The sequence below is a fragment of the Flagellimonas alvinocaridis genome (assembly GCF_004916895.1).
Classification (GTDB): domain Bacteria; phylum Bacteroidota; class Bacteroidia; order Flavobacteriales; family Flavobacteriaceae; genus Flagellimonas; species Flagellimonas alvinocaridis.
Genome location: NZ_SNTZ01000002.1, coordinates 1 through 26,195, shown reverse-complemented (window position 1 = coordinate 26,195; position 26,195 = coordinate 1). Strand labels below are relative to the sequence as shown.

Below are 26,195 nucleotides of genomic sequence, written 5' to 3'. Positions count from 1 at the left end.
TCATTGAATTAATCCCTAATTTTGTGCACTTTATTGGATTGAACATGAATACAGAAGTATTTGCCGCCAGACATATTGGCATAGCAGAAAAAGACCTCTCCAAAATGTTTGGAACCATTGGGGTCGATAATATGGAACAGTTAATTTATGAAACCATTCCAGATGACATTAAGCTGAAGGAAACCCTAAATCTTCCCAAAGGAATCAGCGAACATGAGTTTTTGGGGCATATCCAAAGACTGTCTGAAAAGAACCAAATTTTTAAAACTTATATTGGGTTGGGATATCATGAATCCCTTACCCCTTCGGCAATCAAAAGGAACATCTTGGAAAACCCGGGATGGTACACCGCTTACACCCCATACCAGGCCGAGATAGCCCAAGGGCGATTGGAAGCTCTGTTGAACTTTCAGACCATGGTCAGTGATCTTACTGGAATGGAGTTGGCCAACGCCTCTCTTTTGGATGAAAGTACAGCGGCAGCGGAAGCCATGACCATGTTGTTTGAACTCCGTTCCAGACAACAAAAAAAGGATGGGGCCGTAAAGTTTTTTGTTTCTGAAGAGATTCTACCGCAAACCCTGAGCTTGCTCAAGACGCGAGCTATTCCGTTGGGTATAGAATTAGTGGTTGGCAATCATGAAACCTTTGGTTTCTCCGAAGATTTTTATGGAGCCATTCTTCAATATCCGGGCAAGTCCGGACAAGTGAACGATTATGCGGGATTTGTTCAAAATGCCAAGGATAACGATATAAAAGTTGCCGTTGCTGCCGATATCTTGAGTTTGGTACTCCTTACTCCTCCCGGTGAATGGGGTGTTGATGTGGTTGTAGGCACCACCCAACGTTTTGGTATTCCACTAGGATACGGTGGCCCCCATGCAGCCTTTTTTGCCACCAAGGAAGAATACAAAAGAAACATTCCTGGTAGAATCATTGGAATCACTAAGGATACAGATGGCAACCCTGCGCTCAGAATGGCCCTTCAAACAAGGGAACAGCATATTAAAAGAGACAAGGCCACATCCAACATCTGCACGGCTCAAGTATTATTGGCCGTTATGGCTGGAATGTATGCCGTTTACCATGGACCAAACGGATTGAAATATATAGCTTCCAAGGTTCATGCCCAAGCAGCGCAACTGGCCAAGATTTTGGAATCGTATGGATTTGAACAACTCAATTCCTGTTATTTTGATACCATAAAGGTTAAAGTGGGCAATAGCATTGCATTAAGGGAAATCACAGAAGGTCATGGTATCAACCTAAATTATATTGATACCGATACCGTTTCCATTTCATTGAATGAAGCTGTTTCCGAAGATGACCTGAAAACTTTGGCTCTTTGTTTTGCGGATGCCCACGGAATAAAAACCCATAATGCCGAACCGGTTCCCACAGAAGGTATCATTCCGGAAACTCTTAAACGTAAGAAGCCTTTTTTGGAGCACGAGGTATTCAATAGCTATCATTCAGAAACCGAATTGATGCGCTACATCAAAAAATTGGAACGCAAGGATTTGGCTTTGAACCATTCCATGATTTCCTTGGGAAGTTGTACCATGAAGCTGAATGCCGCTTCCGAAATGCTTCCCCTAAGTTGGGCTCATTGGGGCAATATTCACCCATTTGTACCCTTAAAGCAAGCACAAGGATATCAAGAAATGCTCAAGGCATTGGAATCCCAATTGAATACGATTACCGGCTTTGCCGCTACGTCACTTCAACCCAACTCAGGAGCCCAAGGGGAATATGCGGGCCTTATGGTGATTCGTGCTTATCACGAGTCGCGAGGGGAAGGACATCGAAATATTTGCCTTATCCCTGCATCTGCACACGGAACCAACCCCGCTTCGGCTGTAATGGCCGGCATGAAGGTAGTGGTTACCAAAACCGATGAAAAAGGAAATATAGATGTTGCCGATCTTGAAGAAAAAGTGCAACAACATTCCGAAAACTTGGCTGCCTTGATGGTTACCTACCCATCCACCCATGGTGTTTTTGAATCGTCCATAAAGCATATCACCCATTTGATTCATGAAAATGGAGGGCAAGTATACATGGACGGTGCAAACATGAACGCTCAAGTTGGTCTTACCAATCCAGCTACCATTGGTGCAGATGTTTGCCACCTTAACCTGCATAAAACTTTTGCCATTCCACATGGTGGTGGAGGTCCTGGTGTTGGCCCTATATGTGTTGCGGAGCAGTTAAAACCTTTTTTGCCTTCAAATCCTGTGGTTGAAACTGGTGGCAATAATCCCATAACTGCCATTTCAGCTGCCCCTTGGGGCAGTGCTTTGGCTTGTTTAATTTCCTATGGATATATTAAAATGCTGGGAGCCGAAGGTTTAACCAATGCCACCAAAGCTGCTATACTCAATGCCAATTACATCAAAGACCGCCTAAAAGGCAAGTTCGATGTCTTGTATACCGGAGAGAGGGGAAGAGCTGCGCACGAAATGATCATTGATTGTAGACCCTTCAAGGCCAATGGCATTGAAGTAACCGATATTGCCAAAAGATTGATTGATTATGGATTCCATGCCCCTACAGTTTCATTTCCGGTGGCTGGAACCCTGATGATTGAACCTACCGAGAGTGAAAGTCTCGCTGAATTGGACAGGTTTTGTGATGCCTTGCTATCCATTCGCCAAGAAATTGACGAAGCCAGTGCGGATAACCCTAACAATGTTTTGAAAAATGCCCCTCACACCTTGGGCATGATCACCAATGATGTTTGGGAGTTCCCCTACTCTAGGCAACAAGCTGCTTTTCCATTGCCCTATGTGGCTGAAAATAAGTTTTGGCCAAGCATACGAAGGACCGATGAAGCTTTTGGGGATCGTAATTTAATGTGTACCTGTGCACCAATAGAGGCCTATGCCGAAGTATAAAAAGTACTGTATCCATTGACAAAAAGCCCTGACACTCAAAGTAAGTCGGGGCTTTTTTTTACCTACTCCCCTTAAAAAGAACGCCTTGGACATCGTACTCTTTGTTATGCGTGCATAGCATTGCGGTTACATCATACCTAATTTGTATGCTACTAAAACCTCATCATGAAGATTGGTATCACCGGCACAGGAAGTTATATCCCATCCCTAATCACCAAAAATGAAGATTTTTTGGAACATGAATTTTTGGAGTTGGATGGCTCATCGTTCCATCAGGACAATGGCACCATCATTGAAAAGTTTCAAGCCATTACAGGAATTGGCGAACGCAGGTATGCCGAACCTAATCTAAAAACTTCCGATTTAGGTTTTCTGGCCGCCGAGAAAGCCTTGACGGATGCGAATATTGACAAAGAAACACTGGATTATATCATTTTTGCCCACAATTTCGGTGATATGACCTATGGAAAAATACAAGGTGACACACTCCCAAGCTTGGCAACCAGGGTAAAACATCTCCTTAAAATCAACAATCCAAGATGTGTGGCCTATGACCTAATTTTTGGTTGCCCCGGTTGGATTGAAGGTGTAATTCAGGCGACAGCTTTCATCAAAAGCGGAATGGCCAAAAAGTGTTTGGTGATTGGAGGAGAAACCCTTTCCCGGGTCATTGACCCCCACGATAGGGATAGTATGATTTTTTCAGATGGTGCAGGTGCCACTATTATTGAAGCTTCCGATACTTCTGGGGAAATTCTGTCCCATGCTTCTGTCACGTACGCCAATGAGGAAGCCTACTATCTTTATTTTGACAAAACCAATTCAGCAAAAGGCTGTAAGGATACACGATTCATAAAAATGTACGGCCGAAAAATATATGAATTTGCCTGTTCCCATGTTCCCCAAGCCATGAAGGATTGTCTGGACAAAAGTGGGGTTAATATAGATCAGGTCAAAAAAATCTTCATCCATCAAGCCAATGAAAAAATGGACGAAGCCATAATAAAACGGTTTTACAGACTCTATGGTCAAGAGGTCCCCATAGACATTATGCCCATGAGCATTCACAAATTAGGGAATAGTTCTGTAGCCACGGTCCCTACACTTTATGACTTGGTCTTGAAAGGAAAACTATCCGATCATCAACTAAAAAAAGGAGATGTGGTGCTATTTGCAAGCGTAGGCGCTGGAATGAACATCAACGCTATTGCATATAGGTATTGACTAGTTGGAATCTCAACAAGTTCTTCTGGGATTTATGGATTGTTTTTTGGAATTTTAGCAAATGCGAATCAGCATTATCATTCCTGCCCATAACGAAGCAGCTTATCTTGAAGGTTGTTTAGATTCTTTTGTGGCACAGACCCATATTCCTGATGAGGTTATCATTGTTGATGATAATTCGTCGGACAATACCCATGCCATTGCTTCCGATTATGCTAAAAAACATCCATGGATAAAAGTGCATCGGCGAAAATCAACAAATGAGCACATACCTGGAAAAAAAGTGGTGGACACGTTCAACTTTGGACTACGACATGCTTCAGATTACAACTTGATTGGCAAGTTTGATGCCGACATCATCTTGCCCCCCACCTATTTTGAATCTATTTTAAACCAATTCCAGTCCAACTGGAAATTGGGCATGTGCTCTGGCTTACTCTATATTAAAAAAGAGAGCAAGTGGGTCTATGAGAACATTGCGGACAAATCCCACATCCGTGGCCCCATAAAACTATACCACAAGGCCTGTTTTGATAAAATTGACGGCCTCCGACCTGGTGTGGGATGGGATACTGTTGATGTGCTTTTGGCCCAATACCACGGTTTTGAAACCCAAACTATTCCTGAACTCCAAGTAAAACACCTACGCCCCACCGGACATGGGTACAGCACTAAAAATTATCAGGCCAAGGGTGAAGCCCTGTACAGAATGCGTTATAGTATTGTACTTGCCAAATTAGCTGCACTTAAAATGGCTTGGCAGGCCAAAAGCCCTAAACTGTATCTTCAAACGCTGTTGGGCTACTTAAAAGCATTCTTCCAACGGCAAAAGCGCTATGTTTCCAAAGAAGAAGGCTCCTTTATCCGAAAGTATCGTTGGCAAGGCATCTGGTCTAAGCTCTAAGTCTCATCCCCAATACTTTTCTTCCAAAATGCAGTATTAACGGCATCCGTCAATTCAAAACGGGTATCCGTCAATTCATCCTACTCTTTTATCAATTTTGAGCGTATTTTCTTTCCTATAGCATAAACAATTACAACAACTCTTAAGGGTTGTACCTCATAAAAAAGCAGCAGGCCCCAAAACCTAAAACACTATACCATGAAAAAATTAATTCCATGGAATACATCCCTATGGTTACTTATAGCCATAGTATTCCAATCCTGCCAAAAAGAAGAGTCCATCCCTACAAAAATATCTTCCCGAACCACCAAGGCGGCGGATAATGCCCAAGGGATGCTAGGAAAAAAGCTGGATATTCCCTACACCGTGGGCAATATGCAAAAAGCACTAAATGAGGTCATGGCTTCCTTTAAGCACCAACTGCCCCAATCCAAACTGGCCAAGTCGGGAAAAACGGTTGAGATACAACCCTCACATTACTACTATCGTTTTTTGCCCAAGGACAGCACAGAGTACGAACGTTTGGCCACAGACACTGTACTACTCACCTCCAATGCTCCACTGGATTACGAAATTACCATTGATGGAGATTATTTTGATGATGAAGGCACGGAGGAAGACAATAGCTTTGGCTTCCAATACACTGTTTTCCCCTCGGATTATGGATTTCCACAGGACATTGCCCACCAAAAGCTGAACAATCTGTATTTTGCACCGGAAGAAGAAACCGGCACCATGGAAAAAGGGGAAATACCCGTACAACACCCCCAATCCAAAACCAGCAAGGCACTGGCCAAACTGGACGAGAACGGGGAACTTTTTGAGTTTTTGGAACTGGAGGCCCTAAAACTCACCAATAACTTGGAAGAAGATGAACTGGAAACCCTGCGGTTCTTTTTGCCCAACGACCCAAGTGGCAAGCATTACACCCATACCGAGGCCCTTGCTTTAGGGCATTCCCTGCCCCAGCTCCGTATAGACTATGCCCATCTTATGGCCCAACAGCAAAAAGGAGACATGGATACTGCCGCCCGTTGGTGGAAGCGCAAAAAATGGAACCCCTATGGCCGTTTAACCGTTCATGAAGATGCCATTGGCCGAAATGTGGGCGTGGTGGGTGCCGAAGTACGGGTACGCAAATGGGGATTGGTGGTGATCAAACGAGCACGCACCAATGCCAAAGGGGAGTTTAGGACCAGTAGCACCAAGACCAAACGGGTAAAATATGCAGTATATTTTAATAGTAATCATCGTAAATTTGTTGTTAAGGCAGGAACCATTTTTTGGAATGCGCGGCACCGTGGCACCCGTACCTATAAAAAACAGGGCTGGCACCAACATTTCTCTTATGGTAGGGCAAAGTTTTATGCATTGGTCCATAACGCCGCCTACGATTTTTATAATAGGGCCGTAGGCAAGTTTGGATTGCACCACCCCAACCAAAGTTGGTTGCGTATTAGTGCCCAATACACCAAAGAGTCTGGAGACCATTTAGATCTAAACCCGGGAGGCAGGTATAGTCTCGTCCCACATTCAGAAATAAGGGTGGGAAGAATGGACAATGGCAAACCAATGGCAAGTGACGAAATTTATGCATTGGTAACCCATGAAATGACCCATGCAAGCCATTATAGAATGGACAGAACCTTTTTTATCAATATTAGAGGAGCCGGATGCACACTACAGACCATGGCAGAGAGTTGGGCCACTGGTGTGGAAACAGAAGTTACCAATGATAGATATTTAGAATTCTATGCAAACTACATAGCAACAAGGAGTATCGGAACGAAAAAACCTTTAAGTCTGCACAACTCTGGGAAACAGAACCGGGAGATTAGACAAGGAAGCAAATACGAATACACCCCTATAGTAATTGACTTAATTGACAATTTTAATCAAAGAAAAGAATTTAACAATCCAAAGTATCCAGTTGATAGGGTTCAAGACTATACGTTACAACAAATACAAGCCTCATTAAATCGATCACGCGGACCACATACATGGAAGAATCGTCTAATAAGCCAACACTATAATCCATCTGAAAAGTATGTAGAAGAACTTTTTAATTCCTATATGTATAATAATTGCAAATAAAACTTGGAGCAATGAAATACCTATTACTAACAGCTTTAGCAACCTTGCTTAACTCGTGCGGCAGTGGTTTAGAATATGACGGCCCCAACTCACGCACCTATACTTATATTCTAACCAATCAAACCGGAATAGAATTAATTATAACCAGTGATTTTGGACGCACAGAACTTGTCTCTACAAACGATTCTTATCAGTGCCAAATAGATGTTGAAGATGATTACAGCGGTGGTCTCTGTTCACTTGAGCTTGAAATTCGTATTCCAGAGACTAATAAAGGTTACCGATGTTTTGGGTTGGCTTCTGATGTAGAAGAATTATGCTTTGTAGATGATTTTAAACTTTTCACGATATCCGAAGGCACCATTTTCACAGAAACCAAAACACGCACTTATGAGTACGTGCTTACCCCCGACCTTTTGGAAAATGCCTTTGAGTTGCCTCAATAAACTATGACTGTGATGGCATCTATGTCAAGGTAACCCTAAAATTACTTTAAAACCTCCCCAATCGGCTTGCCCGTGGTCCCGTTAGGGAACGCAATGCCCAAAAGAGATGCAATGGTAGGGGCAATATCCGGTATTTCGGTACGGTTTACGGTACTGCCTTGTTTAATACCCTTTCCATAGAGCAACAAAGGTGCATGGGTATCATAAATATGTGGTGAACCATGGGTAGAACCTGTTCTTCCATAGGAAGCAAAACCAGGTCTAGTTACCATAAGGACATCTCCAGAACGTTTTTGGTTATATCCGTTCTGTAAAATATAGGGAATACCTTGGGTGTAATTGCCCTGCCACATCTGGTGGCCTGTATACACCCTAAAAATACCATCATAGCCCAATACTTCTTGGGCAATGATCTCTTCCGCATCATCCAAATCAATATCCAGATTGTTCAACACCTTATGGTCCAAAAACAATTGATAATTGGAGATGTTCTTTACCACATCCGTGGTTCCAAACCTATATTTTAAAAATTCCATGAGCTGTTCGCGCATGCCGCCCATATCCAAATAACCTGCAGGAATCTTTTGATCTTCCAAATAGGCTGGCACATGGATGGCCGCATGGTCCGCAGTCAAGAAAACGGTGTATTCGCCTGCTCCCACCTTTTCATCCAAAGTAGAAAACAAACGGGCCAAATCTCTGTCCAATCTCAGGTAGGTGTCTTGGATTTCCTTGGAATTCACCCCAAAAAAATGTCCTACATAATCCGTACTGGAAAAACTGATGGCCAAGAAATCCGTAATGGCATCCGCACCCAAGTTTTCACCTTCTAAAGCCGCCAGGGCAAAATCTGCTGTAATGCTATTGCCAAAGGGCGTTACCCTGAGCAACCCAAACTTTCCATTGTCTTCCCAAAGCTTCGGAAGATCGTGGGGAAATTTTGTATTGGTCTCTCCATCAATCTTTCCTTCGTAAACGTTATCATCGGTTCCACTTTGCACATAGGTGTCAATGGGCTTCAAAGTTTCCCATGGTTTTTTGTAGGATTCAACTATATCCGAGGCATTAAAATCATTTACCCACTGGGGCAGAGCGTCCATATAGTATGAACTTGTAATCCAGTTTCCTTGCTCTCCCCCTTCATACCAATATGCAGCATTGGCCATGTGTCCTCCTGGAAGCACCGCTCCCCTATCTTTTAAGGCTACGGCAATGACCTTGCCTCGTTGTTGCGTATGTAATCGCAATTGGTCGGTCACCGTAGTGGTAAGCATTCTGTGTGGTGACATTTGACCGGCATCCGATGAAGTACCTACCGATTGATAGTTGTTATCCCCTGCACAATATACCTCTTCGCCTGTTGTTTTATCGTACCAAGCATTACCAATAATACCATGGGTAGCCGGAGTGGTCCCAGTATATACCGAAGCATGTCCTGGGCCCGTACTGGTAGGCGCATAGTTAAAATGATGGTTCTTGCAATTGAATCCTTGGTTGACCAACCGTTTAAAACCCCCTTCACCATATTGGTCCCAAAATCGGGTAAGATAGTCGTACCGCATTTGGTCCACGACGATTCCCACTACCAGTTTTGGCGATTGCGCAATGGCCGTTGGCTGCACGGCAGCCATAATTTCATCATTGTTTTTCTTTTTGCGTTGACCGAAGGATATCCCACTAATGCATAGCATCAGCAGTACGAGAACAAGGTTGGTTTTTTTCATGGATTTTGTTTCAAACGGATACAAAACTATTCATTTATATTCTTTAAAATTTTAATTCAAGGTTAAAAGCTTAACAATATTCTTATTTTTATGGCCGCAAGTCTATTTTTTAGCACATGAACTACCTTGAAGCGATCGGGAAATACTTCATCATGATACGTGAAGTGTTTAAAAAGCCTACCAAGTGGTCCATCATGAGGACCCTGATCCTAAAGGAAATCGATGAACTCATCTATGGCTCCATGGGCATCATCATTTTTATTTCCTTCTTTATTGGTGGGGTGGTTACCATCCAGACTGCTTTGAATCTGAACAGTCCGTTTTTACCCAAAAGTCTTATTGGATTTGCAACACGACAATCTGTGCTTTTGGAGTTTGCCCCAACCTTCACCTCCATCATTATGGCCGGTAAAGTGGGTTCATATATCACCTCCAGTATTGGTACCATGCGAGTAACGGAGCAGATAGATGCTCTGGATGTCATGGGGGTCAATTCTTTGAACTATTTGGTGTTTCCCAAGATCATTGCCATGCTCATGTACCCCTTTGCGGTTGCCATTTCTATGTTTGTTGGCATCTTGGGTGGATGGGTCGCCGCAGTTTTCGGCGGATATGCCCCCAGTGGTGAGTTTATAAAAGGGTTGCAGCTGGATTTTGATTCGTTCCACGTTACGTATGCCTTTATAAAGACCGTTGTGTTTTCCTTTGTAATTGCCACCTTGCCCTCGTACCATGGGTTTTACATGAAGGGCGGTGCTTTGGAAGTGGGCAAAGCCAGTACAACCTCATTTGTTTGGACCAGTGTGGTCATTATTATCTTGAATTATGTTCTAACACAATTGCTCCTAGGCTGATGATCGAAGTAGACAATATCCACAAATCGTTTGGCGACAACCATGTTTTAAAAGGGATAACTACCCGTTTTGAACAAGGCAAAACCAACTTGATCATCGGGCAGAGTGGTTCAGGAAAAACAGTTTTCCTAAAATGCCTTTTAGGCCTTTTTGAACCTGAAGAAGGGAGAATTTGCTACAACGGTCGCATATACTCTGACCTCACCATGAATGAGAAACGAGACCTTCGACAGGAAATGGGCATGGTATTCCAAGGAAGTGCCCTGTTCGATTCCATGACCGTGGAAGGCAATGTCATGTTTCCTTTGGAAATGTTCACCAAACAATCCAAGGCCGAGATGCAGGAGCGCGTGGATTTTGTATTAAAACGGGTAAACCTCATTGATGCCCACGAAAGGTACCCTTCCGAAATTTCTGGGGGGATGCAAAAAAGGGTGGCCATTGCCAGGGCCATCGTCATGAACCCCAAGTACCTGTTCTGCGACGAACCCAACTCAGGACTGGACCCTAAAACGGCCATCCTAATAGACAATCTGATCCAGGAAATCACTCAAGAATACAATATTACCACCATCATAAACACCCACGATATGAATTCCGTGATGGAAATCGGGGAAAAAATCCTTTTTTTAAAGGACGGTTACAAAGAGTGGGAAGGCACCAACAAGGAAATCTTCAAGACAGACAACAAGGCGGTCACCGACTTTGTCTACTCTTCAGAACTCTTTAAAAAAGTGCGACAAATGTATTTGGAGGAACGCAACTAGGTTCGGACATCAGACATGCAGCATCTAAGTAACAAAATCACTCTACCTCTTTGATTACAAGAGTCGAATCTTGAAGCCTAAGTTTCAACCAGGTCAATATCTTTTTGGTATCCGCCTCCTTTTGGGAATTTGCCACTGCATTTTTCCATTGTACCTCAAACACGGGAATGGTATCCAATTTGTTGAAATCTGTCCGTATCTGATATGAGAACCCAAGCCCTGTTATGTTTTCGTAGTTGGCTTTGGCCTCGGCGCTGATTTCCCTAAAGGGAATTTGCTTTCCTACATTTCGGGTCAAACTGGCCACTTCTTCCTCCAACAATCTAATTTGCTCGTCCTTGTTCAACAACTCAGCCTTGTTTTTTTCATAGAGTTCACTTACATAGTTGAACTTTTCTTGGGAATCGTCCTTTCCTCCCTGAATAATGTGCAACTCGGCATCCTTAAGTCTGGAATATTGGCTTTTTTGGGTTCTCCATGTATTCACCACATTTTCTGGAATAAGCTCATCACCCATACAGACCAACTCTATCAACGGCGCCTCCCCGTCATTGTATTCCAATTTGGTTAAATTGTCCACATACCTTCCTGCACCATTAAATTGATACACCTCAATGGTCTCCCGCAAAAACTCTTGGGCCTGTTTGGTAAAAAGGGACTCCTGAAATACTTGATAAAAGGTAAATCCTGCTGGAATCATCACCAAAATACCTGTTATGGAAGCCACTCTAGCAATAAACCTCCGTCTTTGGGAATTGGCATAGCGCACCATAGGGAAGCGTAAAAATTTGATTACCAAAAAAGTGGCCAGCCCTATAAATATGGTATTGATGATAAAAAGGTACATGGCCCCTGCTGCATACCAAGGCTTACCTATGGCCAAACCAAAACCTACGGTACATAAGGGTGGCATAAGAGCTGTTGCAATGGCCACCCCAAATATTACACTAGCTATGGTGCCTTTTTTGGCCCGCGCGATGACCAAGGCCAATCCACCAAAGAAGGCAATCAGTACATCTCGAATATCCGGTTTGGTACGGGCCAACAATTCAGAGGACTCGTCCCGTAGCGGAAAAAGATAGAAAAACAGGAAGGCCGTGATCACACTCAAGACCACCATTACGGTAAAGTTTTTCAACGATCTTCGCAGGGTATCAATATCATTGATGGCCAAGGACATGCCCATCCCTAAAATGGGACCCATCAAGGGAGAAATTAACATGGCTCCGATTACCACAGCTGTAGAGTTGGCATTCAACCCAATGGAAGCTATAAAAATGGAACAGATTAAAATCCATGAGGTGTGCCCCTTAAAAGGAATATCTGCAATAATGGACTCCTTGGTGGCCACAGCATCCGTATTCGTCCGAATCTCCAAAAGTTCAGACAGGAACTTCCGGACACTTCCCAATAATCCTTTAAAATCCTTTTTTACATCCTCTCCACTATCATGTTGTGGGGGTGTAGCCCCGGCAAATTGATTTTCCTCCATAAATTACGTAAACTGATCTCCAAACTTTTCCTTGACTTGCTCCAATACTTTTTTGATATCCTGTTGTTTTTCTTTGGGATAAATCAGCAGCACTTCTTCTTTATCCACTATGATATAATCTTCCAACCCATCAACCACAACAATTTTCCCTTTTGGGGAACGAATCATATTTCCCTTGGCATTTTCCAAAAGTACTTTCCCGTTAACCACGGCATTATTAGCTTCGTCTTTGTCCAATTTATCATAGAGAGCCCCCCAGGTACCCAGGTCGTTCCAATCAAAAGTGGCCGGTAATGTATATATGGACTTGGATTGCTCCAAGATAGCATAATCTATGGATATGTTTTCCGCCTTGGCATAATTTTCTTGTATAAAATCCCGCTCTAAATTGGTATTGTAAACAGAAACCCCATCTGCAAACAACTTGTATTGGCTAGGCTGATATTCCATAAAGGCATCCACAATGGTTTGGGCACTCCACATAAAAATGCCTGCATTCCAAAGAAAATTGCCCTGGGCCAAAAACTCCTTGGCCGTTTCATAATCAGGTTTTTCCCTGAATTGTGACACCTTTTTCAGTTTTTGGTCACTACCCTTTTCAAATTCGATATATCCAAAACCTGTGTTTGGAAATGTAGGTTGAATTCCCAAAGTGCAGAGCACTTGCTCCTTTTCACATTTTTCAAAACAGGCAGTGACATCTTGCTCAAAAGCTTCCTCGTCCTCAATCCAATGGTCACTTGGCGCCACAATCATCACCGCATTAGGGTTCATTTTTTGGATTTTCAAGGAGGCATACAGTATACAGGGAGCCGTATTACGCATGGCGGGTTCCAATACCACCTGTTCGGGTTTTACCTGTGGCAACTGCTCCAAAACCAAGTCATTGTATCGCTCGTTGGTCAAGATTAGAATATTTTCGGTAGGTATAAACCGATTCAAACGATCAAATGTTTTCTGAATCAAGGTCTTTCCAGAACCTAACATATCATGAAACTGTTTGGGGTTTGCTGTTGTGCTTACAGGCCAAAACCGTGACCCTACACCTCCGGCCATTAAAACTGCATAATAGTTCTTGTTCATTTTAATTTATTTCGCGTTGTCATTTCGAACGTATGTGAGAAATCTAAGAAACAATCAGATCGAGATTTCTCAATCGCTTTGCTCATTTCGAAATGACGTTACTTTCTTTTATATAAAAAACTCAATTTGGAGTTATTGTTTACCTCTCAACTCCGCTCAAGGTGACAATTATTCTACCAATTCGACCTCTGCGTTTGGTTGAAACAAATATAATCGGCCCGTAGCTATTTCCACGCACTCGTACCGCTTTACTTTTTTCTTTCCCTTTTTATACAATTTGCCGTTGTACAGTCTAAAAACACTGCCCAAGGGCAACTCATATACATAACTATGCTTCCGATCCTCTATATCAAACGTCTTGAGGGCAACGGACAAACGGGCATCCGTACTACTGCTGGCCTTTGGGTTTTTAAAGTGATGGGCAATAATGGGCAACAACTGCGATGGGAACACCTCTGGTCTAATAAATGGAATCATTAAATGCTGAAAGGTACGTTTCCACTCCATGCCATGGGGTTTTATTCGGCGACCGTACGTTTCAAAGGCGACCAAATGCGCTATCTCGTGGACGAGCGTAATCAGAAACCGGTATTTATTGAGCGAGGCATTGACCGTAATCTGGTGGAGTCCGTTGGGCATTCTTCGATAATCTCCATGACGGGTAACCCTATGGCTAACAATTTTAAGATGTACCCCGTGGGTTTTGATCAACTCAAAACAAGGAGTCACAGCTCGTTCTGGGAGGTATTTTTGAAGGGTGGTTTCCACTGAGACAAATTTACAGGTTTGCCAGAGACCTCAGATATCTCAAAAGACAAATCTAAAAGAATCCTTCCCATTAAGGTGTGCTATTGCTTATCTGCAACAACTTTCCGTTGTACATTTTTTGTCCGTTGAGGGAAAAATCCTTGATGTACATAGCCATTTCCAATGCGGTCACGGGAGCTTGGTAACCTGGAAATGCCTCTTCCAGCATCTCGGTCTGCACGGCACCCAAGGCCAGCACATTAAAGCTTGGCCCGGTTTCTTTAAACTCTTCGGCCCAAAGTTCGGTCAGGGTAATGACCGCCCCCTTACTGGAGCTATAGGCAGACAATCCGGGAAATTTCACACTGCCCTGCACCCCACCCATAGAACTTACCGTGACCACATGACCCGTTTTACCCATCTTGGGGAGCACTCTTTTGGTCATCTCGGCTACACCGAACACATTTACTTTGTAAACGGCTTCAAACTCGTCTGAAGAGATTTCCAAAAAAGGTTTGTTCAACAGACGTCCGGCATTGTTGATAAGAACGTCCACGGATTCCCACTGTTTTAGGAACTCATCCACTTTATCAAAATCCGATGGGTTTCCCAAATCAAAGGAAAAGGCATGGACATTGGGTAGTTTTAAATTGGTAATAGGTTGGGCATTTCTGGACAGTGCCAATACCTGATGCCCTTCTTGGGTAAACAATTTGACCAATTCAAAACCAATTCCCCTACTTGTTCCTGTAATGATAATGTTTGCCATAAGCAAGACCTCTCGACTGCGCTCGAGGTGACCGTTTAAATTACTTGGTTGCTTGTATTTCTTGTGTTGGTGCGTTGGCAATTCCCTCCAGAAAGGGAATGGACTTGTTCACCAAGGTGGCCATGTGTTCAAAATCCATGATATCCACTTCATCCCCTACTTTATGATAATGGCCAAAGTTGGTAAAATCAAACGTGCAAAATGTATGGGAAGGCACTCCAAACTCTTTGTGGAATGGATAATTATCTGATCGCTGAAAGAGATTGTATTCCTTGGCCGTCGGCAAAAATCCCACTAGATTTTCCTTAGCGTAGGTATTGCACACCTCGGCAAGATTAGAGTTGTCATAACCCGTGATATACATGAAATAATCCTTCCCCACCAAAGGCACCCCGGTCATTTCAAAATTGAGCATGGCATACAGGTTCAGATTCTGCTCCTTCAATTTCTTGGCCAGATGCTCAGACCCCAATAATCCTTTTTCCTCTGCACTGAAGAGTGCGAAAATCAGGCTTCGTTTGTTACTTTTCTTAGTCCCGAAATATCGCGCCAATTCCATTACGGAAGTTGTTCCCGAAGCATTATCATTAGCTCCATTGGCAATATAATCTCCATTCTCTGGGGCTATGGTCCCGATATGATCGTAATGGGCACCAATCAGAATATACTCTCCTTTCAAATTTGGGTCGTTACCTTCCACAATCCCCACAATATTATACGAAGGATCCTTAAAATTGGTAAGGGTATCTCGGTACGATTCAAAATAAGGTGCCACTCCATTGGATTTGAAGTAATCTTCAATATATTTTGCAGCCATTTCAATGCCTTCGCTTCCAGAATCACGTCCTTTCAACTCGTCCGAGGCCAGGTAGTTCATGATCGACCCAATCCTATCGGCATTGGAAAAGGTATCCGAACCTTTTTTGGACGAAGCAGTCATCTGTTCCGTAGATGCCGCCGCACTTGTTCTTGAAGCAGAAGAAACCAAAGTGGTGGTTTCCTGTACTCGGGTTGAACCACAACTCAATACGAATAGAGATAAAAGAGTGTATAAAATGGATTTCATTGTTTTCGTTTTTTGAATTTTCTAAAGATAAAAAAAGCATCCTTAAAAGGATGCTTCTTATATAGGTGTGATTTTAATACACTATGCCAACATGGTCACAGGGTTTTCCAGATAAGCCCTAAGCGTCTGTAAGAACTGTGCCCCTGTGGCTCCGTCCACGGTTCTGTGATCGCAAGCCAAAGTAATTTTCATAGTACTACCTGCCACAATGGCTCCATTCTTTACCACTGGCTTATCCACAATAGCCCCTACGGATAGAATGGCCGAATTGGGCTGATTGATAATGGAGGTAAATTCCAATATCCCGAACATTCCCAAGTTGGAGACGGTGAACGTGCTTCCTTCCATTTCATCGGGTTTGATTTTTTTGTTTCGAGCCCTACCAGCCAAATCCTTTACTGCAGTCCCAAGTTGGGTCAATGAAAGTTGGTCGGCAAACTTGATAACAGGCACTACAAGACCATCATCAACAGCTACGGCCACTCCCATATGCACATGCTGTTTGTAGATTGTAGTATCACCATTCCATGAGGTATTCACCTGAGGATGTTTTTTTAACGCCATGGCACAAGCTTTCAATACCATATCGTTGAACGACACCTTGGTATCTGGCAACTCATTGATTTGAGCACGTGAAGCCTTGGCATTATCCATATCCACTTCAATGGTAAGATAATAGTGTGGTGCAGAGAATTTAGATTCTCCCAAACGCTTGGCAATAACCTTACGCATGGTTGAATTCTTCACTTCCTCCATACTTTCCTCTCCAACAGGCAAGCTTACAGGCACTACTGGCGCAGATGCCTCCGCTACTTTTTCAACGGCAGCAGGTGCGGCTGTTTTTGAAGGCTGATAGTTCTCTACATCTTTCTTGACAATTCTTCCATGATCACCAGAGCCTTTTACGTTGGCTAGGTCAATCCCTTTATCCCCTGCTATTTTCTTGGCCAAGGGAGATGCAAAAATGCGTTGTCCGTTTGGTGTGGCAACCACTTCTTCTTTTACAGCTTCCTCAGCTTTTGCTTCTTGTGGAGCTTCTACTTTTGGAGCACTGGCAATGGCACCTCCACCGGATTGCGCTTTCAATACCGCGTCTATATCGGTTCCTTCTGGGCCAATGATGGCCAAAAGTGAATCTACTGGAGCTCCTTCCCCTTCTTGGATACCAATGTGCAACAAGGTTCCTGAGTAAAAAGACTCAAACTCCATGGTAGCCTTGTCGGTTTCAATCTCTGCCAAGATATCGCCTTCTTCAATGGCATCTCCTACCTTTTTCAACCAACTCGCCACAGTACCTTCCTCCATTGTGTCGCTCAACCTAGGCATAGTAATGATTTCAACACCTTCTGGTATGGCCGCTGGTGCAGCTGGAGTTTCAACTGGTGCAGGAGCCTCAGTTTTTGCTTCTGGCGTTGCTGCTTTTTCCTCTTGCGGAGTACCTCCGCCATTGAGCAAGGCAGAAATATCTTCTCCTTCTTCTCCAATAATGGCCAAAAGTGAATCAACCGGTGCGCCGTCTCCTTCTTCAATACCAATGTGGAGCAGGGTCCCTTCATGAAAGGATTCAAACTCCATGGTGGCCTTATCAGTTTCTATTTCGGCCAAAATATCGCCTTCTTCCACTTTGTCCCCTACTTTCTTGAGCCACTTTGCCACAGTACCTTCCTCCATGGTGTCGCTCAATCTGGGCATGTTGATTACTTCTGCCATCTACTTATAATTTATGTTGTAAAAATGGATAGTCTTCTTGTTCGTAAACTGTATCGTACAATTGTTCTTTTGGTGGAAAATCTGATTCTTCCGCAAATTTCTCACATTCCGAAACCAAGTCTTTCACTCTTTTATCGATTGCCTTGATCTCATCTGCAGTGGCATATCCTTTTTCAAGAATAATATCCTTTACTTGTGTGATCGGATCAATCTTTTTGTATTCTTCCACCTCTTCCTTGGTTCTATAGTGCTGCGCATCCGACATGGAATGTCCACGATAGCGATACGTTTTCATTTCCAAGAATGTAGGACCTCCTCCTGTTCTGGCACGTTCCACCGCTTTGTCCACTTCCTTGGCCACAATAGCTGGATCCATACCGTCCACGGGACCACAAGGCATCTCATACCCCAATCCCAGTTTCCAGATTTCAGTTGAGTACGAGGTTCTAGCTACAGAAGTTCCCATGGCATAGCCATTGTTTTCACAGATGAAAACTACAGGCAATTGCCATAGCATGGCCAAGTTGAACGCTTCGTGCAAGGAACCTTGGCGTACGGCTCCATCGCCCATATAACACAAGGTAACCGAATCTCTTTTGAAATATTTATCGCCAAAGGCAAGTCCAGCTCCCAATGGAATCTGACCTCCTACAATTCCGTGCCCACCATAGAATCGGTGCTCTTTGGAGAATATGTGCATAGATCCACCCATACCTTTGGAGGTTCCGGTAACTTTTCCATACAATTCTGCCATAACACGTCTTGGGTCAACTCCCATACCTATAGGCTGAACGTGGTTACGATACGCTGTGATCATTCTGTCTTTGGTAAGGTCCATGGCGTGCAAAGATCCCGCCAAAACAGCTTCTTGACCATTGTACAGGTGGAGAAAACCTCTAACCTTTTGTTGTATATAAACTGCGGCCAATTTGTCCTCGAATTTTCTCCAGAACAACATGTCCTCATACCATTTCAAGTAAACTTCTTTGGTGATTTTTTTCATCAACGATACAATTATGTGAAATTCCCCTGTGCTGGGGAGGAGCAAAAATACATATATATCTGCTTTGGAAAAAGTATTGGTTTAAGAATCGCTCAAAAATGCACTGTTGAAGGCCAACGGCAATATATCGGCCATGGATGCACATTTATAAACTGGACCCTTTTCCGCTTTTAACAAAAGAACGATAGGTGCATTCTGCTTTTGTTCATATTCCATGATGGATTGCCTGCAATTTCCACAAGGAGCAGCCGGCATTTGGAGCACATGGTCTTGCGATGCAGCACTGATGGCCACTGCCTTAATAGCCACTCCGGGATATTTGGCACCCGCTTGAAACACGGCCACCCGCTCTGCGCATAGGCCTGAAGGGTAAGATGCATTCTCCTGATTGTTTCCTATGACCACCTCCCCATTTTCCAGCAAAACTGCGGCACCTACCTTAAATCTTGAATATGGAGCATATGCATTCTCGCGCGCCTGCTCAGCTGTGTGCAACAATTTTTGCTCGTTTTGTGACAATTCATTTGCATCCTCAAAAATCAAGAGTTCAAAACCAATCTGTTTTCTTTCCATTGCGATGTAATCCGTGTTTTCCAAAAATAAGAAAACCTGTCGATGGACAGGTTTTTCTTATATACTGATATGCGATTTGATCATCAATCGTTATAAAACTCTTCCCCAAAATTAAAGGTAAGTGAAAAACGCAAGGTGTTTTCGAGAGGGTTCTTGACCTGCGAATTTGAAAACAGATAGGACAAGTCTATTTGTGCGGTCTTAAACTTAAATCCTGCACCCAAGGTAAAGAACTTCCTTGAACCCTTTTCCTCGCTCTCATTAAAATACCCTCCTCGCAGCATAAAGGTTTCCCTAAACTTATATTCTGCTCCTAAAGACCATGTAATCTCCTTAAGCTCTTCACTAAAACCATCCGGTGCGTCTCCAAAGGACTCAAAAATACCGCTAAAGAAACTGATGTTGTGGTATTCGTCATTATCTTCCGAAGTAATTACACCATCTCCATTAAAATCCCTAGGAGTGGGCACCAATAGCTTGTTAAATTCGGTGCTGACCGCCAATACATTATCTTGATCGAATATGAAATCGAATCCTCCACCAAACTTCAGGTTGGTAGGTAAAAAGTTTTCTTGTCCCCCTTCATCATATTGCAAGGAACCACCAATATTGGAAATGTTGAAACCAGCCCTCCAGCGTCCATCAAAGCTGTTGTAAAAAACCTCTCTTGAACGATAAAAACCAGCTATGTCAACGGCAAAAGCATTGGCTGCCTTAGAGTCTTGTGTACCATCTTGAAACCTAAGGTTTGAGCTAATAAAACGCCCTCCCACTGCCATGGAAAAAGTCTGGCTCAGTTTAAGGGAATATGATCCATCTATGGCAAACTCATTGGGTTTTACCAAGGTTGGGTCTTCATCAATGGTTTGTCTGAGCTCAATCTCACCCAGTCCAAAATACCTCAACCCAACAGCAAACGCACTTCTATCATTGATTTTATTGTAGAAATTGGCATTCAATAACGAAACATCATTGACGATGCTCTCCAGATAAGGGGTATAACTGACTCCAACACCAATCTTTTGTGTGGCAAATGCATACTTGGCAGGGTTCCATTGTTGTGAATAAGCGTCAACGGATGTGGCCACTCCCATATCTCCCATACCCGATGCCCTTGCATCCGCGGCAATGGTTAAAAATGGAACTGCTGTTGTGATAACCCTTTCTTGTTGTGCTCTCAATCGTGGGGCCATAGCAAGTAACACTACCACCAATAGTAACTTTTTCATTCTTATTTTTTAGTGTTTAGAAGAGATTCGAGATTTCTAACAATTAAACATATTACATGTAAACGGTTTTTTGTGCAAATTCGTGTAATCATACATGCTTTTTTTGCCTAAATGTTTCGAACAAAAGTATACATTAAATGATTATTTGTCTTCAACAGATCGTTCAAAACCGTTAAAACTCGGGTAACCCATACTATTTTTGTGCTATCTGCGTTACAAAAGTGTAGCAAAGATGTGCAACCATTTTGCCACAATTATTTTATGAATGCAAAATATTCTGGACAAAACACCGTTTTAAGCCATTGTAAGGATTAAAATAAATCAAAACAAGTTGAAGTAGCTTAGGGCAAAATGCCCAAAGTCTTAAAGTACTCAAGCCCAAATTATGAAAAAACACTTTATCAAAGTTGTACTTTCTTCCGTTATTGTGATGGCAAGTTTTTCAAGTTGTAAAAACTCTTCATCCTCTTCTAAGAACGTCTCCAGAGCCACGGGATGGAAAATAAATGCCAAGGAAGGAGGTTTTCAATACAATTCGGATTTCAAAGAGCAGGAAACTCCTCCGGGAACCGTTTTTGTGGAAGGTGGAACCTTTACAAAAGGAAAGGTACAGGACGACATCATGCACGATTGGAACAACACGCCCACACAACAGCACGTACAATCGTTCTACATGGATGAAACCGAGGTGACCAACGTAATGTACTTGGAGTACTTGGATTACCTTAAAGCGGTATACCCGCCCGACAATCCCAACTACGCCAATATCTATAAAGGGGCATTGCCCGATACCTTGGTCTGGAGAAACCGATTGGGCTTTAATGAGACCATGACCAACAACTACCTAAGACACCCGGCTTATGCGGAATATCCCGTAGTTGGTGTGAACTGGGTACAAGCTTCCCAATATGCCGAGTGGAGAACCGACAGGGTCAACGAGGTAATGTTGGAAAGAGAAGGCTTTTTGGCAGATGATGCCAAATACAAGGTATTGAATGGCGAAATAGGTGGTACGTTCAGCACAGAGGCTTACTTAAACAATCCTGAATCCGTGTATGGTGGTCAAATAGACTCCTTGCAAGGAAAACAAAAGAAGGATTCCATCAACGCTTTTGCCAAAAGAAGTAGCGGGGTGATCATGCCAGAATACAGACTTCCCACCGAAACAGAATGGGAATATGCGGCACAGGCCCTTGTTGGAACCAGAGAGTACAATAACTACAGAGGTAGAAAAAAATATCCTTGGGAAGGGGACTACACCCGAAACGGGCAGCGTGTAGGTCGTGGAGACCAGTTGGCCAACTTTAAGCAAGGTAAAGGGGATTACGGCGGTATTGCCGGATGGTCCGATGACGGTGCCGATATCACCGCCCAAGTAAAATCATACAAACCCAACGATTTTGGTCTATACGACATGGCCGGTAACGTGAGCGAGTGGGTTGCCGATGTATACCGTCCCATTGTGGATGACGAGATCAGCGACTTTAACTACTACCGTGGAAACGTGTTCATGAAAAAGGCCATTGGCGAGGATGGAAAAGTGGAGATCCTTGAGGACCAAATCGTATATGACACCTTACCTAATGGTAAAATCGTAGCCGTAAACCTTCCCGGAGAGATCAAGGAAGTACCGGTTGGCGATGAAGAAACTTATCTAAGGACCAACTTTGACCATAGTGACAACCGTGGTTATCGTGATGGCGACCCAGGTTCTTCACGATTCTTCCAAAGGTTCAGCGATGAATCCGAAAACAGAAAAATGTACGATTCACCAAAGCATAAGGTAGAGCGTGATTCCACAGGAAACCTTGTCCGTCAGTACGACACTTCCAACTACAGGACTTCATTGATCAATGATGAGGTACGGGTATACAAAGGAGGTTCGTGGAGAGACCGCGCCTTCTGGTTGGATCCCGCACAACGAAGATATTTGCCTCAATATATGGCCACGGACGACATCGGATTCAGATGTGCCATGTCCAGGGTCGGGTCTAAATCCAAGACCAAGAACAAGAGTGTGAGGCACAAGAAAGCAAAATAATAATAGCTAGAGTATTTTTAAAAGGCCCTGACATTTAGTTGGGGCTTTTTTTTATCTTCGATTTATGACAATGAAACAGCTTCACGAGCTCTTTTTGGAGCATCCCGTTATCTGTACGGACACGCGAAAGATCACCAAAAACTGCCTGTTCTTCGCGCTCAAGGGACCCAACTTCAACGGCAATGCCTTTGCCAAGGATGCCTTGGAAAAAGGAGCCGCCTACGCCGTGATCGATGAAGAGGAATACAATGCCTCCGGCCAATATATCCTCTGCCAAAACGTACTGGATACCCTCCAAGAACTGGCCCTGTACCACCGAAAGCAAAGCAAGGCCCGCATCATTGGGCTTACCGGGAGCAATGGCAAGACCACGACCAAGGAGCTCATCAATGCCGTGCTTTCCAAAACGTATAGAACCATTGCCACCCAGGGCAACCTGAACAACCATATTGGCGTGCCCCTCACCCTTTTGTCCATTACGAAGGATACAGAGATTGCCATTGTGGAAATGGGGGCCAACCACAAAAAAGAGATCGCTTTTCTGAGCAATATTGCCCAGCCGGATTTTGGCTACATCACCAATTTTGGAAAGGCCCACCTCGAGGGTTTTGGCAGCGTGGAAGGCGTGATCGAGGGAAAAAGTGAGCTGTACGACCATCTGATGACCCACGACAAGTACATTTTTATGAATGCCGATGACCCCATACAAGCGGAAAAACTGGGCAGCTACGTAAAAAAGATGGGCTTTAGCACGGAAGACCACCAGTACTACAACATCCAATATATGGGGGCCAACCCCTATGTGGTCTTGGAGGCCGAAGGCACCCGAATGGAGACCCAACTCATTGGAAAATACAACTTCCCCAATTGCTGTGCCGCCATTGTGATGGGCAAATATTTTAATGTGCCATTGGAGGATATCAAGGCGGCCTTGGAAGCCTACGCCCCGCAGAACAACCGCTCGCAGATCATGGAAAAGAACGGCCACCATATTATTTTGGATGCCTACAACGCCAACCCCACCAGCATGCGGGCCGCTTTGGAGAATTTTAACCTGATGGAGGCCTCGAACAAGGTACTGATCATTGGCGATATGTTTGAACTGGGCCAAACGGCTACGGAAGAACACCAAGCCATTGCCGATCTGGCCGCTGGGTTGGATTTTAACTCGGTGTATCTGGTGGGTGAAAACTTCTTTGGCACCACGACCACTTTGAACACCTACCGATCGTTTGATAATCTAAAGCAGCATCTGGCCAAAAACCCCCTACCCAAGGGCACCTTACTGATCAAGGGATCACGGGGCATGGCCTTGGAACGGGTGTTGGAGCTCCTGTAAATCTATCGTTGGTTGAACTTATTACCCTTGGATCGTTTTTTGATTCATTGATTCAAATTGGTCATCCTTTTGCCAGATATAAATAAGACTGGTAACAACATTGAATGCAATCAATAAGAAAGTCCATGTTGATTTTTTCTCCTTTTCAATGTTTTTATAGCTCCATAACCGATATAATAAAAACACTAGCTGAATCAATATCAAACTATTTACTATTGGACTTTGATACTCGTAGGATACCAAGTTATTTGAAAACCAAGCAATCGATTTAGGATCAATGAAGGTCCACAAATAAGCTAGTCCGATAATGGAAGGTATGCTTAATAGAACTTTAATGATACTCTTCATCGTTTAATTGAACAATTCCATTATGATCTGCGTGTAACAATTCCAACTATACTCCATAAAATAACCAGCCCCAGCAAACCTATCCTTACATAACCAAAAAACACACTGAACAAGAGCAAAAGAGTAAGGACCAGAGATATCATTCTAAGAGTGTTTTTGTTTGTCCCTCTTGACTTCAATCCTTTATAGTGAATGGACTGATCTAGAAATATTTCATCTGATTTTTTCAAATAGTACTGTATTTCAGAATCATCAAACCCCTTCTCTTCCATTTTCTTTTTTATCTCCTCCGCGCCAAGACCTTTTGCCCTCAATGATATGCTGTAGTCTAATTTGTTCATTTAAATTTAAAATTGCGCCTAACTTGTCTTTATCGTTTATTTAAAATTGATTTTAAAAATGTACTGCCTTTTAATGCCGTAACACTCCCAGTACAAAATCCCAGATTACATATAATGCTTTCTTTGATGTGGGCAATGGCCTTTCCTGATTGGGGTCTTCCAACCAAAACCCACAGACATTGCATATTACTTCATTTTTATAGGTTGCCCTACCTCCAAATCCGTCCCACGTTGCAACTTCATCTTCAATACCTATTCCACCGCCAGTATTGGTCCACTCCACCTTATCCTTTCTAATTTTGTCCGAATAGCATCTTGGGCACCTTTCTCGGTCATCACCTAATTTGGATTTTGGATTTTCCAAAATCAATCGGTCAATCTTTGATTCGTTCAGGTTTCTTTCTACCAAATACTCCTTGATCTCCGATTGAGTAACTTTCATATATGTAGGAAGCTTGAATTTTGCGAAATAGGCCAATTCATGATCATCCAACCCCTCTAGAAAGTTTTTTACCCTACTCATTTCTTTCTTTGCATGTCATTTAAAATACCCTGAACCCTAAAGAGAATCTTTTATTTGAACTTTACCAACGCTCTCGACTATGAATTTTTGTGTACTTGCAATTACTTACGGCCATTGTTGTAAAACGTTTCTATTTTTCACGTTTAAATATAATTGAGTTTTCAGTGTCAAATTCAGTCGCCCTTTTTTCCTCAAAACTGATTGCAAATTTCATAGTGTCATTATCAATAAATTGTGCAATACAAAGTAACTTTTTTTGCTCTCCGCTCTCCAGTTTAGTTACTATTAAATCCACTTCAATTGGGTTTGTATCACTATTAATTTCATACGTCATTTTTCCTTTTTTTCCATCAAAAATAAATTCCTTACCTCCAAAAACTTGTCCTTGAATTTCAAAAAAAGCATACCCTTCAGAATCAAAATTCAGATATCCAATTTCTTTTTTGTCTTCTCCAATCCATTTACCAACAAATTTTGCTCTATCATTTTCAATTGTCATGGACATTAGAGGAACAATAAAAAATATGATTAAAAGTCTTTTCATAATGTTTAGTTTAAATGTTTTACAACGCTCTCGTATAACCTTCAGTTATCGGTTTGGTTTACTTTGTTTTTTATATTCATTTATTATTTCATCATCCCACACTTGAGCTTCTATGTATTTATCGAATCTTAAACTTTCGTGTGTTTGGGATTTCTCTTCTGTCGGAAGTCCATACGCATTGATCAGATCACTGATCTCACTTAACAAAAAAACCTGTCCATTACAATTCTTTCTATACGTTGCCAATTTTGGCTGGTCATAAAATTGAAATGAAACCATACTGTCTGGATAGGTAAAACTGATTTGGTCAGATCTAAAGTCGGTCAATGGTGTAAATCTTCAACTAAAAGTGGACTGAACTTGGTCTAAAGATAAGTGATGGTTTTGTTATCTTCAAGGCTAGCCTTGAAGATGGATTCATTAACCATTTAAAACACTTAAAATGACAAAGAAGAAGAACACGGAATCAATCGTAAA

Annotated in this window: 22 protein-coding genes; 9 read left to right on the top strand and 13 right to left on the bottom strand. The window is 42.9% G+C overall.

Features of this window, described 5'->3' with window-relative positions:
- Positions 1 to 44 precede the first annotated feature (44 nt).
- The 5 genes from gcvP to EZV76_RS05305 all read left to right on the top strand — a co-directional run bounded on the left by gcvP (position 45) and on the right by EZV76_RS05305 (position 7,565).
- Positions 45 to 2,897 carry an aminomethyl-transferring glycine dehydrogenase gene (gcvP, locus tag EZV76_RS05325; RefSeq protein ID WP_136565581.1) on the top strand — a complete coding sequence of 951 codons (2,853 nt, stop codon included), beginning with the start codon at positions 45 to 47 and terminating at the stop codon, positions 2,895 to 2,897.
- Between the two features lie 165 nt (positions 2,898 to 3,062).
- Positions 3,063 to 4,121, top strand: a complete 1,059-nt coding sequence (locus tag EZV76_RS05320; protein WP_136565580.1) for a 3-oxoacyl-ACP synthase III family protein — start codon at positions 3,063 to 3,065, stop codon at positions 4,119 to 4,121.
- Positions 4,122 to 4,182: 61 nt separating this feature from the next.
- The gene (locus EZV76_RS05315) at positions 4,183 to 5,025 is read left to right on the top strand and encodes a glycosyltransferase family 2 protein (protein WP_136565579.1); all 843 of its coding nucleotides are present in this window, start codon (positions 4,183 to 4,185) and stop codon (positions 5,023 to 5,025) included.
- Between the two features lie 198 nt (positions 5,026 to 5,223).
- The gene (locus tag EZV76_RS05310) at positions 5,224 to 7,119 is read left to right on the top strand and encodes a hypothetical protein (protein ID WP_136565578.1); all 1,896 of its coding nucleotides are present in this window, start codon (positions 5,224 to 5,226) and stop codon (positions 7,117 to 7,119) included.
- A gap of 11 nt (positions 7,120 to 7,130) precedes the next feature.
- Entirely contained in the window at positions 7,131 to 7,565 is a 435-nt protein-coding gene (locus EZV76_RS05305) for a hypothetical protein (RefSeq protein WP_136565577.1), read from the top strand.
- Between the two features lie 41 nt (positions 7,566 to 7,606).
- Here the strand turns inward: EZV76_RS05305 and pafA are convergent, their stop codons facing one another.
- Positions 7,607 to 9,289 carry an alkaline phosphatase PafA gene (pafA, locus tag EZV76_RS05300; RefSeq protein WP_136565576.1) on the bottom strand — a complete coding sequence of 561 codons (1,683 nt, stop codon included), beginning with the start codon at positions 9,287 to 9,289 and terminating at the stop codon, positions 7,607 to 7,609.
- A 116-nt stretch (positions 9,290 to 9,405) separates the two neighbouring features.
- Between pafA and EZV76_RS05295 the strand changes: the two genes are divergently transcribed.
- Together EZV76_RS05295 and EZV76_RS05290 are read left to right on the top strand one after the other, a co-directional pair.
- Positions 9,406 to 10,143: an MlaE family ABC transporter permease gene (locus tag EZV76_RS05295; protein ID WP_136565575.1), complete on the top strand. Its 738-nt coding sequence runs from the start codon at positions 9,406 to 9,408 to the stop codon at positions 10,141 to 10,143.
- Entirely contained in the window at positions 10,143 to 10,910 is a 768-nt protein-coding gene (locus tag EZV76_RS05290) for an ABC transporter ATP-binding protein (protein ID WP_136565574.1), read from the top strand. Before EZV76_RS05295 ends, EZV76_RS05290 begins: the two co-directional genes overlap by 1 nt.
- A 37-nt stretch (positions 10,911 to 10,947) precedes the next feature.
- Here EZV76_RS05290 and EZV76_RS05285 read toward each other — a convergent pair whose 3' ends face one another.
- From EZV76_RS05285 to porV, 9 genes are all read right to left on the bottom strand, one after another.
- Positions 10,948 to 12,402, bottom strand: coding sequence for a DUF389 domain-containing protein (locus EZV76_RS05285; protein WP_136565573.1), 1,455 nt, complete (start codon positions 12,400 to 12,402; stop codon positions 10,948 to 10,950).
- Positions 12,403 to 12,405: 3 nt separating this feature from the next.
- Complete coding sequence (locus tag EZV76_RS05280) at positions 12,406 to 13,485, bottom strand: mannose-1-phosphate guanylyltransferase (RefSeq protein WP_136565572.1); 1,080 nt, start codon at positions 13,483 to 13,485, stop codon at positions 12,406 to 12,408.
- Positions 13,486 to 13,653: 168 nt separating this feature from the next.
- Positions 13,654 to 14,253, bottom strand: coding sequence for a SprT-like domain-containing protein (locus tag EZV76_RS05275; RefSeq protein ID WP_136565571.1), 600 nt, complete (start codon positions 14,251 to 14,253; stop codon positions 13,654 to 13,656).
- A 70-nt stretch (positions 14,254 to 14,323) separates the two neighbouring features.
- On the bottom strand, positions 14,324 to 15,001 hold the full coding sequence (locus EZV76_RS05270; RefSeq protein ID WP_136565570.1) for an SDR family NAD(P)-dependent oxidoreductase: 678 nt from the start codon (positions 14,999 to 15,001) through the stop codon (positions 14,324 to 14,326).
- 40 nt (positions 15,002 to 15,041) lie between these two features.
- Positions 15,042 to 16,067, bottom strand: a complete 1,026-nt coding sequence (locus EZV76_RS05265) for a M28 family metallopeptidase (protein ID WP_136565569.1) — start codon at positions 16,065 to 16,067, stop codon at positions 15,042 to 15,044.
- An 81-nt stretch (positions 16,068 to 16,148) separates the two neighbouring features.
- Positions 16,149 to 17,777 (bottom strand): dihydrolipoamide acetyltransferase family protein, encoded by a 1,629-nt coding sequence (locus EZV76_RS05260; RefSeq protein ID WP_136565568.1) that lies wholly within the window; start codon positions 17,775 to 17,777, stop codon positions 16,149 to 16,151.
- Between the two features lie 4 nt (positions 17,778 to 17,781).
- Positions 17,782 to 18,780, bottom strand: coding sequence for a pyruvate dehydrogenase (acetyl-transferring) E1 component subunit alpha (gene pdhA, locus EZV76_RS05255; protein ID WP_136565567.1), 999 nt, complete (start codon positions 18,778 to 18,780; stop codon positions 17,782 to 17,784).
- Between the two features lie 81 nt (positions 18,781 to 18,861).
- The gene (cdd, locus tag EZV76_RS05250) at positions 18,862 to 19,353 is read right to left on the bottom strand and encodes a cytidine deaminase (protein ID WP_136565566.1); all 492 of its coding nucleotides are present in this window, start codon (positions 19,351 to 19,353) and stop codon (positions 18,862 to 18,864) included.
- 83 nt (positions 19,354 to 19,436) lie between these two features.
- Positions 19,437 to 20,582, bottom strand: a complete 1,146-nt coding sequence (gene porV / locus EZV76_RS05245; RefSeq protein ID WP_136565565.1) for a type IX secretion system outer membrane channel protein PorV — start codon at positions 20,580 to 20,582, stop codon at positions 19,437 to 19,439.
- A 385-nt stretch (positions 20,583 to 20,967) separates the two neighbouring features.
- Here porV and gldJ point away from each other — a divergent pair, with 385 nt between their 5' ends.
- Both gldJ and EZV76_RS05235 read left to right on the top strand, forming a co-directional pair.
- A complete protein-coding gene (gene gldJ, locus EZV76_RS05240; RefSeq protein WP_136565564.1) occupies positions 20,968 to 22,623 on the top strand; it encodes a gliding motility lipoprotein GldJ in 1,656 nt (551 codons plus the stop codon).
- A gap of 64 nt (positions 22,624 to 22,687) precedes the next feature.
- On the top strand, positions 22,688 to 23,962 hold the full coding sequence (locus EZV76_RS05235) for a UDP-N-acetylmuramoyl-tripeptide--D-alanyl-D-alanine ligase (RefSeq protein ID WP_136565563.1): 1,275 nt from the start codon (positions 22,688 to 22,690) through the stop codon (positions 23,960 to 23,962).
- Between the two features lie 368 nt (positions 23,963 to 24,330).
- On the opposite strand, the gene EZV76_RS05230 is transcribed toward EZV76_RS05235, so the two are convergent.
- The 3 genes from EZV76_RS05230 to EZV76_RS05220 form a co-directional block, all read right to left on the bottom strand.
- The gene (locus EZV76_RS05230) at positions 24,331 to 24,651 is read right to left on the bottom strand and encodes a hypothetical protein (protein WP_136565562.1); all 321 of its coding nucleotides are present in this window, start codon (positions 24,649 to 24,651) and stop codon (positions 24,331 to 24,333) included.
- Between the two features lie 70 nt (positions 24,652 to 24,721).
- Positions 24,722 to 25,174: a hypothetical protein gene (locus EZV76_RS05225; RefSeq protein WP_136565561.1), complete on the bottom strand. Its 453-nt coding sequence runs from the start codon at positions 25,172 to 25,174 to the stop codon at positions 24,722 to 24,724.
- 130 nt (positions 25,175 to 25,304) lie between these two features.
- A complete protein-coding gene (locus tag EZV76_RS05220; RefSeq protein ID WP_136565560.1) occupies positions 25,305 to 25,718 on the bottom strand; it encodes a hypothetical protein in 414 nt (137 codons plus the stop codon).
- Positions 25,719 to 26,195: the final 477 nt, after the last annotated feature.

What these genes read in the sequence shown, in the direction of transcription:
- gcvP (WP_136565581.1), top strand. Translation starts at nt 45, where the DNA reads ATGAATACAGAAGTATTTGCCGCCAGACATATTGGCATAGCAGAAAAA.
- EZV76_RS05320 (WP_136565580.1), top strand. Translation starts at nt 3,063, where the DNA reads ATGAAGATTGGTATCACCGGCACAGGAAGTTATATCCCATCCCTAATC.
- EZV76_RS05315 (WP_136565579.1), top strand. Translation starts at nt 4,183, where the DNA reads ATGCGAATCAGCATTATCATTCCTGCCCATAACGAAGCAGCTTATCTT.
- EZV76_RS05310 (WP_136565578.1), top strand. Translation starts at nt 5,224, where the DNA reads ATGAAAAAATTAATTCCATGGAATACATCCCTATGGTTACTTATAGCC.
- EZV76_RS05305 (WP_136565577.1), top strand. Translation starts at nt 7,131, where the DNA reads ATGAAATACCTATTACTAACAGCTTTAGCAACCTTGCTTAACTCGTGC.
- pafA (WP_136565576.1), bottom strand. Translation starts at nt 9,289, where the DNA reads ATGAAAAAAACCAACCTTGTTCTCGTACTGCTGATGCTATGCATTAGT.
- EZV76_RS05295 (WP_136565575.1), top strand. Translation starts at nt 9,406, where the DNA reads ATGAACTACCTTGAAGCGATCGGGAAATACTTCATCATGATACGTGAA.
- EZV76_RS05290 (WP_136565574.1), top strand. Translation starts at nt 10,143, where the DNA reads ATGATCGAAGTAGACAATATCCACAAATCGTTTGGCGACAACCATGTT.
- EZV76_RS05285 (WP_136565573.1), bottom strand. Translation starts at nt 12,402, where the DNA reads ATGGAGGAAAATCAATTTGCCGGGGCTACACCCCCACAACATGATAGT.
- EZV76_RS05280 (WP_136565572.1), bottom strand. Translation starts at nt 13,485, where the DNA reads ATGAACAAGAACTATTATGCAGTTTTAATGGCCGGAGGTGTAGGGTCA.
- EZV76_RS05270 (WP_136565570.1), bottom strand. Translation starts at nt 15,001, where the DNA reads ATGGCAAACATTATCATTACAGGAACAAGTAGGGGAATTGGTTTTGAA.
- EZV76_RS05265 (WP_136565569.1), bottom strand. Translation starts at nt 16,067, where the DNA reads ATGAAATCCATTTTATACACTCTTTTATCTCTATTCGTATTGAGTTGT.
- EZV76_RS05260 (WP_136565568.1), bottom strand. Translation starts at nt 17,777, where the DNA reads ATGGCAGAAGTAATCAACATGCCCAGATTGAGCGACACCATGGAGGAA.
- pdhA (WP_136565567.1), bottom strand. Translation starts at nt 18,780, where the DNA reads ATGAAAAAAATCACCAAAGAAGTTTACTTGAAATGGTATGAGGACATG.
- cdd (WP_136565566.1), bottom strand. Translation starts at nt 19,353, where the DNA reads ATGGAAAGAAAACAGATTGGTTTTGAACTCTTGATTTTTGAGGATGCA.
- porV (WP_136565565.1), bottom strand. Translation starts at nt 20,582, where the DNA reads ATGAAAAAGTTACTATTGGTGGTAGTGTTACTTGCTATGGCCCCACGA.
- gldJ (WP_136565564.1), top strand. Translation starts at nt 20,968, where the DNA reads ATGAAAAAACACTTTATCAAAGTTGTACTTTCTTCCGTTATTGTGATG.
- EZV76_RS05235 (WP_136565563.1), top strand. Translation starts at nt 22,688, where the DNA reads ATGACAATGAAACAGCTTCACGAGCTCTTTTTGGAGCATCCCGTTATC.
- EZV76_RS05230 (WP_136565562.1), bottom strand. Translation starts at nt 24,651, where the DNA reads ATGAACAAATTAGACTACAGCATATCATTGAGGGCAAAAGGTCTTGGC.
- EZV76_RS05225 (WP_136565561.1), bottom strand. Translation starts at nt 25,174, where the DNA reads ATGAGTAGGGTAAAAAACTTTCTAGAGGGGTTGGATGATCATGAATTG.
- EZV76_RS05220 (WP_136565560.1), bottom strand. Translation starts at nt 25,718, where the DNA reads ATGAAAAGACTTTTAATCATATTTTTTATTGTTCCTCTAATGTCCATG.